15 protein-coding genes and 1 pseudogene are annotated in these 14569 nt (G+C 72.2%); 12 read left to right on the forward strand and 4 right to left on the reverse strand.

The genetic code is table 11. From position 1 onward, the window contains the following. Positions 1–196: 196 nt before the first annotated feature. The gene (gene folE, locus Q1A09_RS22185; RefSeq protein ID WP_366139822.1) at positions 197–787 is read right to left on the reverse strand and encodes a GTP cyclohydrolase I FolE; all 591 of its coding nucleotides are present in this window, start codon (positions 785–787) and stop codon (positions 197–199) included. An 812-nt stretch (positions 788–1599) separates the two neighbouring features. Beyond that, complete coding sequence (locus Q1A09_RS22190; protein ID WP_299960444.1) at positions 1600–2397, reverse strand: IclR family transcriptional regulator C-terminal domain-containing protein; 798 nt, start codon at positions 2395–2397, stop codon at positions 1600–1602. Between the two features lie 167 nt (positions 2398–2564). Here Q1A09_RS22190 and Q1A09_RS22195 point away from each other — a divergent pair, with 167 nt between their 5' ends. From Q1A09_RS22195 to Q1A09_RS22245, 11 genes are all read left to right on the forward strand, one after another. After that, positions 2565–3569 carry an ABC transporter substrate-binding protein gene (locus Q1A09_RS22195; protein ID WP_299960447.1) on the forward strand — a complete coding sequence of 335 codons (1005 nt, stop codon included), beginning with the start codon at positions 2565–2567 and terminating at the stop codon, positions 3567–3569. Between the two features lie 5 nt (positions 3570–3574). Then, on the forward strand, positions 3575–5353 hold the full coding sequence (ilvD, locus tag Q1A09_RS22200; protein WP_299960450.1) for a dihydroxy-acid dehydratase: 1779 nt from the start codon (positions 3575–3577) through the stop codon (positions 5351–5353). Beyond that, positions 5350–6192 (forward strand): ABC transporter permease, encoded by an 843-nt coding sequence (locus Q1A09_RS22205; RefSeq protein WP_299960453.1) that lies wholly within the window; start codon positions 5350–5352, stop codon positions 6190–6192. The genes ilvD and Q1A09_RS22205 overlap by 4 nt, the downstream gene beginning before the upstream one ends. After that, the gene (locus tag Q1A09_RS22210) at positions 6189–6968 is read left to right on the forward strand and encodes an ABC transporter permease (protein ID WP_299960456.1); all 780 of its coding nucleotides are present in this window, start codon (positions 6189–6191) and stop codon (positions 6966–6968) included. The genes Q1A09_RS22205 and Q1A09_RS22210 overlap by 4 nt, the downstream gene beginning before the upstream one ends. Next, a complete protein-coding gene (locus Q1A09_RS22215; protein ID WP_299960458.1) occupies positions 6968–7816 on the forward strand; it encodes an ABC transporter ATP-binding protein in 849 nt (282 codons plus the stop codon). Before Q1A09_RS22210 ends, Q1A09_RS22215 begins: the two co-directional genes overlap by 1 nt. Further along, the gene (locus Q1A09_RS22220) at positions 7813–8604 is read left to right on the forward strand and encodes an alpha/beta fold hydrolase (RefSeq protein ID WP_299960461.1); all 792 of its coding nucleotides are present in this window, start codon (positions 7813–7815) and stop codon (positions 8602–8604) included. The genes Q1A09_RS22215 and Q1A09_RS22220 overlap by 4 nt, the downstream gene beginning before the upstream one ends. Then, positions 8601–9950 (forward strand): FAD-dependent oxidoreductase, encoded by a 1350-nt coding sequence (locus tag Q1A09_RS22225; RefSeq protein ID WP_299960464.1) that lies wholly within the window; start codon positions 8601–8603, stop codon positions 9948–9950. The genes Q1A09_RS22220 and Q1A09_RS22225 overlap by 4 nt, the downstream gene beginning before the upstream one ends. 13 nt (positions 9951–9963) lie before the next feature. Then, complete coding sequence (locus tag Q1A09_RS22230; RefSeq protein ID WP_299960467.1) at positions 9964–11232, forward strand: aconitase X catalytic domain-containing protein; 1269 nt, start codon at positions 9964–9966, stop codon at positions 11230–11232. Then, positions 11229–11681, forward strand: a complete 453-nt coding sequence (locus Q1A09_RS22235) for an aconitase X swivel domain-containing protein (RefSeq protein ID WP_299960470.1) — start codon at positions 11229–11231, stop codon at positions 11679–11681. The genes Q1A09_RS22230 and Q1A09_RS22235 overlap by 4 nt, the downstream gene beginning before the upstream one ends. Continuing rightward, a complete protein-coding gene (locus Q1A09_RS22240; RefSeq protein ID WP_299960473.1) occupies positions 11668–12489 on the forward strand; it encodes an SDR family NAD(P)-dependent oxidoreductase in 822 nt (273 codons plus the stop codon). Before Q1A09_RS22235 ends, Q1A09_RS22240 begins: the two co-directional genes overlap by 14 nt. A gap of 406 nt (positions 12490–12895) precedes the next feature. Then, positions 12896–13597: an ATP-binding protein gene (locus Q1A09_RS22245; protein ID WP_299960476.1), complete on the forward strand. Its 702-nt coding sequence runs from the start codon at positions 12896–12898 to the stop codon at positions 13595–13597. A 163-nt stretch (positions 13598–13760) separates the two neighbouring features. Here Q1A09_RS22245 and Q1A09_RS22250 read toward each other — a convergent pair. Both Q1A09_RS22250 and Q1A09_RS22255 read right to left on the reverse strand, forming a co-directional pair. Continuing rightward, positions 13761–14027, reverse strand: a pseudogene (locus Q1A09_RS22250) (SpoIIE family protein phosphatase); the annotation flags it as partial. A 24-nt stretch (positions 14028–14051) separates the two neighbouring features. Then, a complete protein-coding gene (locus tag Q1A09_RS22255) occupies positions 14052–14228 on the reverse strand; it encodes a hypothetical protein (protein WP_299960479.1) in 177 nt (58 codons plus the stop codon). Between the two features lie 41 nt (positions 14229–14269). Here Q1A09_RS22255 and Q1A09_RS22260 point away from each other — a divergent pair, with 41 nt between their 5' ends. Next, positions 14270–14464, forward strand: a complete 195-nt coding sequence (locus Q1A09_RS22260) for a hypothetical protein (protein ID WP_299960482.1) — start codon at positions 14270–14272, stop codon at positions 14462–14464. Positions 14465–14569: the final 105 nt, after the last annotated feature.

Here is a 14569-nt window from a genome sequence, read left to right on the forward strand (position 1 = left end):
TTGTCGGCGGTGGCCCGCGCGACGGTGTTGTCCGACGGGTCCAGCTTCCGCTCGCTGCCGGAGTCGGGGACCTGCTTCACCAACACGACGATGTTCACCGAACACACCTCTCACACGCCTACGGCCGCGCGCCGATCGGAGCGCCGTCGGAAATGAGTCTACCCAATACGCCGTCGCGGGTTGCTCGTGCCGGTGTTCAACGACCGAGAATCAGACCCATCGCCTCGCTGCGGGTCGCCGGGCTCTCCCGGAAGATGCCGCGCACCGCCGAGGTGATCGTGGTCGACCCGGGCTTGCGGACGCCGCGCATGGCCATGCACAGGTGCTCGGCCTCGACGACCACGATGACGCCCTGCGGCTTGAGCACCTCGAACAGCGCGTCGGCGATCTGCCGGGTCATCCGCTCCTGCACCTGCGGCCGCCGCGCGTAGACCTCCACCAGGCGGGCCAGCTTGGACAGCCCGGTCACCCGCCCGTCGGCGCCGGGGATGTAGCCGACGTGCGCCCGGCCGTGGAAGGGCACCAGGTGGTGCTCGCAGGTCGAGTACATCGGGATGTCCTTGACCAGCACCAGCTCGTCGTGGTCCTCGTCGAACGTCGTCGCCAGGACGTCGTACGGGTTCTGGCCGAGCCCGGCGAAAGTCTCCCCGTACGCCCGGGCGACGCGGGCCGGGGTGTCGACCAGACCGGGGCGGTCCGGGTCCTCACCGATCGCGAGCAGCACCTCCCGGACGGCGGCCTCGATCCGGGCGGTGTCCACCTGACTCTCCGCCGGGGTCACCGGCACGACCCGGTCTTGAGTGCGCGCGAACAGCAAGAAGCAAAAGGGTGCATGGAAATCACTTCCTCGTCCTACGTGAACGAGAAGAGGGCCGCAAGCCAATGTCGTCCACCGCGTGGTGTGCCATCGGACCGAGCGGGGCGCGTCGGCGTCGGCGCCGGCTCGGAGTCTCACCATGCGGTGGCGGGTCCGAGCGGCCACGCCAGCAGTCCTCAGCCACGCTGGCGACACCACGTCCATGATCCCCGAGCGCCCCCGGCGATGCTCACCATCGTCGTCCCGACGTCGACCTCTACAGCTGCACCGCTTTCCGCGCGAGAGTGCTGCGAGTACGACTCCCCCACCGTCCGATCTCTCGCTCCCTCCAGACCGGACGCTGCTCGACGCGACTGCTCCCGTCGGTGCAGACGGCAAGACCGATCGCCGCCGACTGCACCGACACCCTCGGCAGCCGACGCACCGGTCCGCCTCCTCCACCCGGGCCCCGCAGCGCCGGACCGTGCCGGACGTCGAGGTGTCTCGCAGCCCTCGGCCAATGGTGCCGGATGCGCCCTGCCGGGGCCGCTGCCGGACTCGTGCCTCGCGCAGCCGAGCCCCAAGAGCAAGAGCCAGGACGTGTGCCGTCGCCTCTCACCGGCCCACGACGCCGATCGCGGCCGGGCCACCTCCTGCAGGGTGTCCATCTCGGCAGCCCACCCGACGAAGACCAGCTCGCCCCCCACCGTCACCGACCGCACCCCTCCCGGGGCATCGCGGACCCGGCTCAGGCGTGGCTCATGGCGGGGCGCGGTCCAGCTGCCGACTCCCGGGCCGGACGGTCAGCCGGTGACGAGCAGCAGGTCCCGCTCGATGGCCGTCGCACACTCCTGGAGCCGGGGCAGCATCCCGCGGAGGTCCTCCAGCGTTCCGGTGGCCAGGCTGGTGGCGATGTTGGCGGCGGCGACGACACGACCGTCCACATCGCGGACCGGAGCGGCGATCGCCCGCAGCCCGATGCTCAGCTCCTGGTCGGCCAGGCAGTACCCGTCCCGCCGCACGCCCTCCAGCACCTCGCGCAGTGCTGCGACATCGCGCACGGTGTACGGCGTCCGCGGCTCAAGCTGCACCCGGGCCAGGTACTCCCCCAGCGACGCGTCGTCGAGGCCGGCCAGCAGCACGCGCCCCATCGCCGTGGCGTAGGCGGGGAACCGCGCGCCGACGTTGATCGCCACGGTGATCACGCCGCCGGCCGGCACCCGGGCGACGTGCACCACGTGGTCGCCGTCGAGCACCGACAGGGAGGCGGTCTCCCCGGTCTCCCGCATCAGGCGCTTGAGGTGCGGATTGGCCACCTGCGGGATCGTCAGCCCGGACAGGTAGGCGTGACCGAGCTCGAGGACCTTCGGCGTCAGCGCGAACAACGCACCCTCGGCCCGGACGTACCCCAGCTGCTGCAGCGTCAGTACCGACCGCCGGGCCGCTGCCCGGGTCAGCCCGGTCGCCCGCGCGACGTCGCTGAGCGTCAGCGCCGGGGACTCGGCGCCGAAGGCCTTGATCACCGAGAGACCCCGGGCGAGCGACTGGATGAAGTCCACATCCCGGTCGCCATCGGGCAGTTCCGAGTCCACAAGCGTCACCAGGTCCTCCTGTCGTCGACGAGAACTCTGCCGTAGGGCACGACAGCCAGCCAACGAAACCAGTGTACGCATAGCGCACATACGTGCGTGCGTCTTGCGTACGAGTGTGCGCAGTCCGTAGGGTCCCGATCACACCCCACCGAGACCCCGATCACCTGGAGGGAACGATGTCGTTCCGGTCCGAGCGGACGATGACGGCACTCGCCGGCTCGCTCGCAATCGCGCTCACGCTCACCGCCTGCGGAGGGAGCGACAGCGAGTCCTCCGCCGAGCCGGCCCCGTCGTCGGACACCCCGGTGACCGTCCAGGCCGGCTTCATCCCGGTCATCGACGTCGCCGCCCTCTACCTGGGCGACGAGCAGGGGTTCTTCGCCGACCGCGGCATCGACCTCGAAGTCCAGACCGGTCAGGGCGGCGCGGCGCTGGTGCCCCCGGTCGTGAGCGGGGAGTACCAGTTCGCGTTCAGCAACATGGTGTCGGTGCTCACCGCCCGTGCGAGGGGTCTGCCGCTGCAGATCATCGCGTCCGGCTCGTCCTCCACCGGGGAGGACGGCCAGGACGTCTCGATGATCCGCGTGCCCGAGGAGAGCGACATCCAGTCGGCCGCCGACCTCGCCGGCCGTCGGGTCAGCGTCAACACGCTGAACAACCTCCTGCAGATGCTCGGCGACGTGGCCGTCGACGCTGACGGCGGCAACCCCGACGACGTGGAGTACGTCGAGCTGCCCTTCCCGGATGCGGTCGCTGCGCTCGACGGAGGCGAGATCGACGCCATGGTCACTGCGGAGCCCTTCGACACGATCGCAGCAGGCACCGGCACGCGGGTGATCTCCACGCCGTACCTCGAGATGAGCGCGGACCCGCTGACCACCTCGGTCTACTTCTCCTCCGAGCAGCAGTTGAACGAGGACCCGGAGCTCTTCCAGGCGATCGTGGAGGCGATCAACGAGTCGCTGGAGTACGCCCAGGCGCACCCGGACGAGGTCCGCGCCCAGCTGTCGACCTTCACGCAGATCGACCCGGCGGTCATCGAGCAGGTCACCCTGCCGACCTACGACCCGGAGATCCCCGAGGAGTCGGTGCAGACCTTCATCGACACGGCCAAGGAGTTCGGCATCGTCGAGGGCACCGTCTCCTACGACGACCTCGTCTGGTCGGGTCCGGAGAACTGAGCACCGTGACCTCCCAGCAGATCACGTCCGGCGCGCCCGGCACCCCGGTCGCGGAAGCGGCCGCCGGACGGCGCCCACTGCGCAGCGACCTGGCCGTCGGCAGCTCCCGGTGGGCCGTCCGGCGGGCGCAGTGGCGTTCCCTGGGCATCACCGACGAGGAGATGTCGCGTCCGAAGATCGCGATCGTCAACTCGTCCTCCGACCTCGCCGCCTGCTTCGCCCACCTCGACGGCATCGTCCCGGTGCTCAAAAAGGCGATCCGGGACGCCGGCGGCCTGCCCTTCGAGATCCGCACCGCGGCCCCGTCGGACTTCATCACCAGCTCCGGCGCCGGCGGGCGGTACATCCTGCCGACCCGGGACCTGATCGTCGCCGACATCGAGGTCGTCGTGGAGGGGGCCCAGCTGGACGGCATGGTGGCGCTGGCCTCGTGCGACAAGACCGCGCCGGCCCAGATCATGGCGGCCGGCCGGCTCGACGTGCCGACGATCGTCGTCGCCTGCGGTTACCAGCACAGCGCTCTGGCCGAATCCGGCGGCGCGGACATCGAGGACGTCTTCCTCCATGCCGGGCACACCGCTCTGGGCCGCACCAGCGTGGACGACCTGCTGGAGATGACCGAGGGAGCCATCCGCGGCCCCGGCGTCTGCGCCGGGCTCGGGACCGCCAACACCATGCACATGGCCGCCGAGGCCCTGGGCATGGCGCTGCCCGGCACCACCCCGGTGCGGGCGGACAGCCCCCCGATGTGGGACGCCGTCGACCGGGCCGGCCGCCGCATCGTGGAACTGGTGCTCGAGGGCGGCAGCGCACGCCAGGTGCTCACCGCGGCCGCAGTCCGCAACGCGGTCGTGCTCATGCTGGCCATCGGCGGGTCGATCAACTCGGTGAAGCACCTGCAGGCGATCGCCGTGGAGGCCGAGCTCGACGTGGACGTGTGGCGGCTCTACGAGGAGCTGGCCGACACCGTTCCCGTGCTGACCGCCGTCCGGCCCAACGGCCCGCACCTGATCGAGCAGCTGGAGGACGCCGGGGGCACCCAGGCCGTGCTCGCCGAGCTGACCGGGCTGCTGGACCTCGACGCGGTCGGCGTCTCCGGCCGGCCGCTGCGCGCGGTGCTGGCCCGGATCCCGTCCCCCGACCGCACCGTCGTCCGGTCGGTCGCGGACCCCTTCAGCACCCGGCCGTCCATCGTCGTGGTCCGCGGCTCACTCGCTCCGGACGGCGCCATCGTCAAGCTGCCGGTCGACCAGGACCGGCCCGACCGGTTTCGAGGTCCGGCTCGTTGCTACCCCTCCCGCGAGACGGCGATCGCCGCGCTGACCGCGGGGGAGGTACAGCCCGGCGACGTCGTCGTGCTCCGAGGGATGGGGTTGCACGGCGGCCCGGGCATGGCGATGGCCTCGGCCTTCGTGTTCGCCCTGGACGGCGCGGGCCTGGGCGAGGAGGTCGCCGTCGTGACCGACGGTCAGCTCTCCGGCCTGGTCAACAAGGGCATCGTCGTCGGCGAGGTCGCCCCCGAGGCGGCCGTCGGCGGACCGCTGGGCCGGCTCCGGGACGGCGACGTGATCAGCATCGACCTGACCACCCGCACGGTCGACGTCGAGGTCCCCCCCACCGAGCTGGCCGCCCGTGAGGTGGCGCCCGCCGACACCGACACCTCCCGCGGCTGGCTGGCGGTCTACGACCGCACCGTCTCGACCGCACTGTGCGGCTCTGTCCTCTGCCCGCGCCCTGAGGGGCCGACCGGCCGGTGCGCCGGCACAACCGGAGGGGACCGGTGACCCTGCTCGACTCGGCACCACCGTCGGTGGCCGACCCCGCGTCCCCCACCCCCACCCGCCCGCGCCGGGCCGGCAGCCTGCGTGCACCCCTGGTGGGCATCGCCGTCACGCTGGTGCTGGCCGAGCTGCTGCCGCGCGCCGGCCTGATCGGCGGCGACGCCCTCCCGCCGCTGTCCTCGGTGGTCGCCGAGCTGGTCCGCCAGCTCGGCGACTCCACGCTGTGGGAGGCGCTCGGTCAGACGATGCGCACCTGGGCGGTCGGGCTGGTGCTCGCCGTGACCGGCGGCGTCGTCGTCGGGGTGCTCATCGGGCTGGCGCCCGTGCTCCGTGAGCTGACCGCGTCGACGGTCGAGTTCCTCCGCCCCATCCCGTCGGTCGCGCTGATCCCGGCGGTCATCCTCCTCTTCGGCACGGGCTACCAGTCCGGCGTCGTCCTGATCGTCTACGCCGGCTTCTGGCAGGTTCTCGTGCAGGTGCTCTACGGCGTGCAGGACATCGACCCGGTCGCCGAGGAGACCGCCCGCTCGTACCACGCTGGGCCCTGGGCCCTGGTGCGGCACCTGGTCTGGCCCACGGCACTCCCGTTCGTCTTCACCGGGGTCCGGCTGGCCGCGTCCGTGGCGCTCGTGCTGGCCATCACCGGCGAGCTGGTCATCGGCACGCCGGGCATCGGCTCCGCGATCGCCGTCGCGCAGAGCAGTGGGGCGACGACGGTGACCTTCGCGTTGGTGGTGCTGACCGGGGTGCTGGGGGTGCTGGTCAACGTCGCCTTCCGCGCTGCCGAGAGGTCACTGCTCAGCTGGCACCCGTCGGTGCGTCGGGCCGGGGGTGCCCGATGACCACGCGCCTGCGCCGCGTGGCGGCCGCCCTCGGACTACCCGTCGTCCTCGTCGGGCTGTGGTGGGTGACCAGCGCAGCGAGCACCAACTACTACTTCCCGCCCCTGCAGACCATCCTCGAGCAGTTCGGCGAGCTGTGGTTGTCCGACCGGTTCCTCAGCGACGTCGTCCCGAGCCTCGCGCGACTAACCGCGGGCTTCGCACTGGCCGCCGTCATCGGCGTCTCGCTGGGCATCGCGCTCGGGCTCACCGACGCCCTGCGGCGCGGTGCCGAGCCGGTGCTCGAGTTCGCCCGGGCCATCCCGCCGACGGTGCTGGTGCCGGTGATCGCCCTGGTGGCCGGCATCGGCGACACGTCCAAGGTGCTGGTGATCGTCTCCGGGTGTCTCTGGCCCGTGCTGCTCAACACCGTCGAGGGCGTACGCGCCGCCGACGAGGTCATGCTCGACACCTGCCGGACCTTCGGTGTCACCCGCGCCGCCCGGCTGCGGCACATGGTGCTGCCGGCGGCCAGTCCGCAGATCGCCGTCGGGCTGCGCCAGTCGCTGTCGATCGGCCTGATCCTGATGGTCATCGGCGAGATGTTCGCCGCGTCCAACGGACTGGGCTTCTCCATCGTCCAGTTCCAGCGGAGCTTCGCGATCCCCGAGATGTGGAGCGGGATCCTCCTGCTCGGGCTCATCGGCTTCGCGCTCTCCGTGCTGTTCACCCTCGTCGAGAAGCGGGCCCTGGGCTGGTACCTGGGCCTGCGCGACTTCCAGAAGAGGAACGCCTGATGACCGCTGACACCACCGCCGTGATCGGCTCGCCGCGCAGCACCGTCGACAGCATTGTGCGGGTGACCGGCCTGAAGAAGGTCTACGAGTCCAACCGTGGGCCGGTCGAGGCCATCGGGGACATCACCTTCGACGTCCCTCGTGGCCAGTTCGCCTGCATCGTCGGCCCGTCCGGCGCCGGCAAGACGACGCTGCTCAAGTGCCTCGCCGGGCTGCTCTCCCCCACCGCCGGGGAGGTGGTGCTGGAGGGCGAGCGCGTCGACGGTCCGCCGCGCGGCATGGCCGTCGTCTTCCAGGAGTACGGCCGGAGCCTCTTCCCCTGGAAGACGGTGCAGCAGAACGTCGAGCTCCCGCTGCGGCTGAAGAAGACGCCCCGGGACCAGCGCGAGCACAAGGTCGCCGAGGCGCTGACTGCCGTCGGTCTCGCTGACCGCGGCCACGCGTTCCCCTGGCAGCTGTCCGGCGGCATGCAGCAGCGGGTCGCCATCGCCCGGGCGATCGCGTACGAGCCGCACGTGCTCCTCATGGACGAGCCGTTCGCCGCCGTCGACGCGCAGACCCGTGCCGACCTGGAGGACCTGGTCCGCTCGCTGTGGCAGGACCTGGGCGTGACCACGCTGTTCGTCACCCACGACGTCGACGAGGCCGTGTACCTGGGCGAGCGAGTGCTCGTGCTCTCGGCCTCCCCCACCTGCGTGCTCGACGACATCACCGTCGACCTGCCCGCCGACCGCGAGCAGGTCGACACCCGGTCATCGGCGAGGTTCGCCGCGCTGCGCACCCGGGTGCACCGCGGGATCCAGGACGCCAAGGCCGGTCGCCGCACCCCCAGCGAGCAGCCCGCGTGACCGCGGTGGACGTCGCCTTCGACGACGAGGGCGTCCGGGGCGACACCGTGCCGGTGCTGCTGTCGGCCTCGCTGGGCACCACGCGGACCATGTGGGCGGAGCAGGTGCACCGGCTGGCGGCCACCCGCAGGGTCATCGCCTACGACCACCGTGGGCACGGCGACTCCCCCGTCCCGGCCGACGACCTCAGCCTGACCGACCTGGTGGACGACGTCGTGGCGCTGCTGGACCGGCTGGACGTGGCGCAGGTCGACGTGGTGGGGGTCAGCCTCGGTGGCACCGTCGGACTCGGCCTGGCCACAGCCCGCCCCGACCGGGTCCGGACCCTGGTGACGATCAACTCGCCGGTGTTCGCCGATGCCCCCGACTTCTGGCGTCAGCGGGCGGCGGCCGTGCGCGCCCAGGGCATGGGCGTCGCCTCCGCCGGGCTGCTCGGCCGCTGGTACTCCCCCACCGTCGCCGCGGCGCCGTCGGCGCTGGTCCGCGACACCGTCGACACCGTCGACAGGCTCTCCCCGGCGGGCTACGCCGCGTGCTGTGCCGCCATCGCCGGCACCGACCTGCGCGAGGCCCTGCCCGCTCTGGCGGTGCCGCTGCTCGCGGTCACCGGTAGCGCGGACGCCGTCGTCCCAGCCCACCACGCCGAGCTGCTGGCCGACAGCGTCCCCGGTGCCCGACGGGTCGAGGTCGCCGGCGCCGGACACCTGCTCCCCCAGGAACGTCCCGACGAGCTGCACGCCCTGCTCACCCAGCACTGGACCACGACCTCCACGAGGAGCACCCGATGACGGAGACCGGCCTGTTCATCGACGAGCCCGCACGGCGCACGCCGGTGCTCGGCTCCTGGGAGGTCGTCGTGCTCGGCGGCGGCCCGGCCGGGTTGGCCACGGCGACCGCCGCGGCCCGGGCCGGCCGCAGCACGCTGCTGGTCGAGAAGGGCGGCTACCTGGGCGGGGCAGGCACGTCCGGTGGCCTGTCGACCTTCTGCGGCATGTGGTCCAACGTGCACGGCGAGCACGTGCTCACCACCCGGGGTCACGCGTCCGAGCTGCTGGACAGGATCGACCGGCTCGGCGGACTGCGGGCCCCGCACCTCTCCTTCGCCGACCGGATCCGGGCGCAGGCCTACGACATCCCGGCCTACCGCAGCGCCGCCGACGACCAGCTGCGCACAGCCGGGGCCTCGCTGCTCTACCACGCGAGGGCCGTCGGCGCGGTGGGCACCGACGAACGGGTCGACGGCCTCCTGGTCGAGTCGAAGTCCGGGCGGGGGGTGCTGCGCGGTGAGGTCTTCGTCGACTGCTCGGGCGACGGTGACCTGCTGGCCTGGACCGGTACGCCTTTCGAGAAGTCCGACCCGACCGAGATGCTGCACGTCTCCACGATGTTCCGGATCAACGGCGTCGACGCCGAACGCGCCGGCCCGGCCTGGAAGACGCTGCCGAGGCTCATGGACGAGGCGGTCGCCGCCGGCCGGCCGCGGTTCCCCCGCCGCGGTGCGATCGTGCGACCGCAGCGGGACGACCTCGAGTGGCGGGCCAACGCGACCCAGCCCCGCAACCCCGACGGGACCGCGATCGACGGCACCGACGTCTGGCAGCTCACGTCGGCCGAGGTGCAGGGCCGGGCCCAGGCCCAGGAGGTGTTCGGCTTCATCCGGGCCAACCACCCCGGCTTCGAGGACTCCTACATCGTCGACATCGGTCCGGAGATCGGGATCCGTGAGACCCGCCGGCTGCAGGCGCGGCACATGCTGACCGAGGAGGAGGTGCGCTCCTGCGCCCGCTTCGACGACTCGATCGGGCTCAACGGCTGGCCGGTGGAGGCGCACGTCGACGGCGATCTGGACATCCGCTGGCCCTACGGCGACGACCCGGTCGGCTACAACCAGCTGCCCTACCGCTCGCTGGTGCCCGCGGCCGGTCCGGCCAACCTGCTGGCCGCCGGCCGGTGCGCCGGGATGACCCACGGCGGCCAGTCCGCCGCCCGGGTGGCCGGCCCCTGCTTCGCACTCGGGCAGGCCGCCGGCACCGCCGCCCACCTGGCGCTGAAGGCCGGCGTACCGGTCGCTGACGTGGACGTGCCGCAGCTGCAGGAGATGCTCGAGGACGAGGGCGCATGTCTGACCCTGTGACGGAGGAGGAACGGTGCAGCTGACCCCGGCCGACGAGCGGATGCTCGTCGGCGACGACGGCCCCGCGGTGCAGGCAGCGATCCAGCTGCTGGTCCGCTACGGCGACCTGATGGGCGCCGAGCGCCTCATCGACACCGACAACGTGTGCGGTGCCAACATCTTCGGCCCCCGGCACGCCCGGGTGCTGGGCACCACCGATCCCGCGGCACTGTTCTCCCGGTTCTCCCTCGACCTCGCCGAGCCCGTGGAGGTGCCGGCCTTCCGCGCACACAGCTGCCAGCTGATCGGCCCGCGGGACCGGGAGCAGTGGGACGTCCAGGGCATCGCCCCCTCCGACGCACTCGCGATGGACTCCAGCGAGGCCTACCTGGTCGAACGCGGCGTCGACGTGCTCTCCACGTGCACGCCGTACCAGGTGGGGGTGGTGCCGCAGTTCGGCGAGCACTGCGCCTGGATGGAGTCCTCGGCGGTCGTCTACATCAACTCGGTGCTCGGCGCCCGCACCAACACCGAGGGCCGGGAGTCCTCAGCCGCCTCGATGATCACCGGGCGGACCCCTTACGTCGGGTACCACCTGGACGAGGCACGCCGGGCGACGCACATGATCGACGTCCGCACGCCGGTGGTCACCACTGAGGACTGGAACCTGTTCGGCTACTGGGTGGGTGACCGGGTGCAGGATGCAGTCCCGGTGCTCGCCGGCGAGAGGCTGCGGCCCTCGCACGTGCAGCTCAAGCAGTTCGGCGCAGCCGCAGCGTCCTCCGGCGACGTGGAGATGTACCACCTGCCCGGGGTCACGCCGGAGGCGGCGACCGTCGAGCAGGCCCTCGGTGGCCGACCACCGAGGGCGACGTCGGTGTACGACGCCACGGCGCGCGCCGAGACCGTCGCCTCGCTGTGCCGCACCGCGACCGACCGGGACGTCGACTTCGTGATGATCGGCTGCCCGCACGCGGCGCTGGAGCAGGTGCGCGAGGTGGCCCGGCTGGTCGAGAGGCGGCGGATCTCGGATTCGACCTCGCTGTGGGTCTTCACCCCGTCGGCGCTGCGGCGCCAGGCCGATGAGGAGGGTCTGGTCGCCACCATCGAGGCAGCCGGCGCCAGGGTGCTCTCGGACACCTGCCCGGCGATCGGGCAGTTCCTGCCGCCGGGCACGAAGGTGTTCGCCACCGACTCGGCCAAGCAGGCGCACTACGTACCGGCGATAGCCGGGGTGCAGGGTTGGTTCGGCAGCGTCGAGACCTGCGTGACCGCCGCGCTCACCGGGCGGTGGGCGGCGTGACCGGGGCGCCGACCGCGCGGCTGGTGCTGGCCGGTCGCGGCGTCGTCGACGGCCGGGCCACCGGCCGCGCCCTGGTGTGCACCGCGCCGGTGTCCGGATGGGGCGGGATCGACCCCAGCACCGGTGTCATCGTGGAGAGCCGGCACCCGCAACGCGGCGAGTCCTTCGCCGGTGGCGTGCTGGTGCTGCCCGGTGCAAAGGGGTCCTCGGGCTGGTCGGGGCAGTTCCACCTGGCCAAGCTGCAGGGGACGGCTCCGGTCGCGGTGGTGTTCACCCGGATGAACTCCAAGTTGGCCCTCGGGCTCGTGGTGCTGGACGTGCCTGCGGTGACCGAGCTGGACACCGACCCGATCACGGCCCTGCACACCGGGGACCTGCTCGACGTGGACGGAACGGCCGGCACCGTACGAGTGCTGACCGGGGAGGAGCACGGCAATGGCCGACAATGAGCACTGGGAGGGGCGGGTCGTCCTGGTGACCGGCGCAGCCAGCGGCATCGGGCTGGGTCTGGCCCGCGGCGCGGCACGGGCCGGTGCGGTGGTCCACCTCGCCGACCGCGACGCCGACGGCGTCCGCGACGCAGCCTACGAGCTGACCGCCGACGGTGCCCGAGCGACGGCGCACGTCTGCGACGTGACGAACGGCGACGCGGTGCGCCGACTGGTCGACCACGTGGCAGCCGCCTCCGGCAGGTTGGACACCGCTTTCCTCAACGCCGGTGTCAACGGTGTGCCGTCCATGATGCAGCCCGGTGGCAGCCTGCTCGACCTGCCGTTCGAGGCCTGGCGTCGGGTGCTGGACGTCAACCTGGACGGCCTGTTCCACGGGCTACAGGCCTGTGCGCGGGTGATGGTCGCTCAGGGCGGGGGCAGCATCCTGGTCACCGCCTCCACCGCCGGGCTGCGCGCCGAGCCACGCGTCAGCTACCCGTACGTGGCCTCGAAGTCGGCCGTGGTCGGGCTGGTCCGCCAGGCTGCGCTCGAGCTGGCCGGTTACGGCGTTCGGGTCAACGCCGTCGCGCCCGGCCCGGTGACCACCAACATCGCCGGACCCGGACCCCGTGACCCGGCGAACGCCGCCGGCTGGCAGGCCAGCATCCCGATGGGGCGGTGGGGCTCGGTGGACGACGTCGTCCCGACCGCGTTGCTCCTCGCCTCACCGGAGTCGCTTTGGACCACCGGCAGCGTGCACGTGGTCGACGGCGGAGCCAGCGTCCTGACCCAGTTGACCGCGGACGGTCTTCCGGGCAACCCGTGAGGAAGTGACCGGCTCCCTGGTGTGGACCACGTGGTGGATCTCCTGCACCGGCACGGCGGCCACGGTGCGCCGTCGTCGCCCCGGAGCCGGGCCGGCAGTCGCCGTCCGCTTCCGCGCGTGTCCTTTGTCACCGTCGCGGCGTCCTTCGCCAACGGCAGCCGGTGCCGGACCCCCATGACCTTCGCCGGAGCCAGCAATCCGGCTGGCGGTTGACGCCCCCGCGCTCAGCCGCCGGCTCCCCGCCGAGGAGCTGGCCCGGGACTCGCCCAGCCCCCGCAACGGACCTGCCAGATCCGCCGGACTCGACTGAACGATCACAGCGCCCCGATACCTCGGGCAGTTCCCGCCGACGGTGCGGACGCGGTTCCGGCACAGCATGGGCCTCCTGAACAGAGCTCGGCCTAGCATGGGCGATCGTGTGCCGAGAAAGACGGCCAGCACGATGGGGGAATCGGCGTTGAGCACCAACGGCAGGCAGGGCGCCTCGTGCCCGGCCGACGGGCATGCCGAAGACCCCTCTCAGGTGGTGCCGACGTTCCGGCACGACGCCCTGCTCTACGACTCACCGGATGAGCTGGCCGCAGTGGCTGTCCCCTTCCTGCTGGAGGGCTTGGCGGCGCACCCGCACCTCGTCAGCCGCTCCGGCCGCGTCGCCAACCGCGAATTCATCGACCCGGCGGCCTACCTGGGCACCCTGCCGGTGCCCGACGAGCCGCTGGAGCGCACAGCCCCGGCTCTGGTCTTCGACGATGTCACCGACTTCATCGGTCTGCGCCGCACCGTCCGCGCCCGGCTGCGTTCGCTCGACGGCCCAGCCGACCTCATCGAGGACTACCTGCTGGCGGTGGATGAGATGACCTCAAACGCCACCCTCCACGGACGGCGGCCGGTCGGAGTCCGGCTGTGGAGTACGCCAGGGCGGCTGGTCTGCACCATCCGCGACGCCGGCGATGGGCCGACCGACCCCTTCGCCGGGTACGGGCCCGCCCACGGTGAGGACCTGTCAGCCGGTGGCATGGGGTTGTGGCTGGCCCGCCAGCTGTGCGACCACGTCGCCCTGCGCCGCGACGCACACGGCAACAGCATCCGGCTGTCCGTCGGCTGGTGAACGCTGAGCCCGCCGAGTCACTCCTCGACCGCGTCGGGAACGTCGGGCGGCACCCGGTCCGGTCCGGCTGCTGCCGGGCAAGGCTGGTCTTGCGGGTGCGACCGCACGGCAAACCAGCGCCTCGTCGTCGTCGGGTACGGCGGGCAGCAGCCGCGCGATCATCTCATCGCACAGTTCCGTCGAGGTCGCGGCCGACGAGCTCGGCCAGCAGCGCCTGCAGCCGGGCCAGCCCCTCGTCCAGGTCGATGTCGCGCCGCCTGACCAGCCCGTCGGTGTTGAAGAGCACGACGGTGTCCAGCTTCAGGACCACCTGGGCATCTCGGCGGATCACGTCGGGATCGACGCCGAGCCGCAGGTCGGCGCGCTCGGCAGCCAGCACGGTCACCCGACCCCGGAGGTCGACGGCCATCGGCGGCGGGTGACCGGCATTGGACCAGCAGACTGGTCAGCCCCCTCAGCCCGCGCGTCCACGGTCTGCTCGAGCCGGGCCACGATCGCGGTCGCGGTTGCGGTTGCGGTTGCGGTCGCGGTCGCGGTCGCGGTCGCGGTCGCCTGCAGCCTCCAGGACCCGGTCGGTCTGGCTCAGCACCCGCGCGGGGATGTCGTCCTCCAGTGCGCCGACGATGCGCACGATGGTACGGATCTGCCCCATGGCCTGGCGGCCTCGGTGTCGTGGCCGACGACGTCACCGATGACGACCGTGGTGGCGCCATTGCCCTGCACGAACGCTTCGTACCAGTCACCGCCCGCCTCGGCGGCCTGCCCGGCGGGCAGGTAGCGCACCACTATCTGCACGTCGTCCGGCTCGGGGGCGCGGTCAGCAGCGACCGCTGCAGTCCCTCGGCCGCTCTGCTGCCGATGAGATGATCGGCGGCTTCCCCCAGCGCGCCACTTGCTGACAGAACGAGTGGCTCAGCTGGGTGCACGAGATCGACTGCCACGGCTCGGGCAGGCCCAGCGGGCCGGGGAACA

Source organism: uncultured Modestobacter sp., assembly GCF_947486615.1.
GTDB lineage: Bacteria > Actinomycetota > Actinomycetes > Mycobacteriales > Geodermatophilaceae > Modestobacter.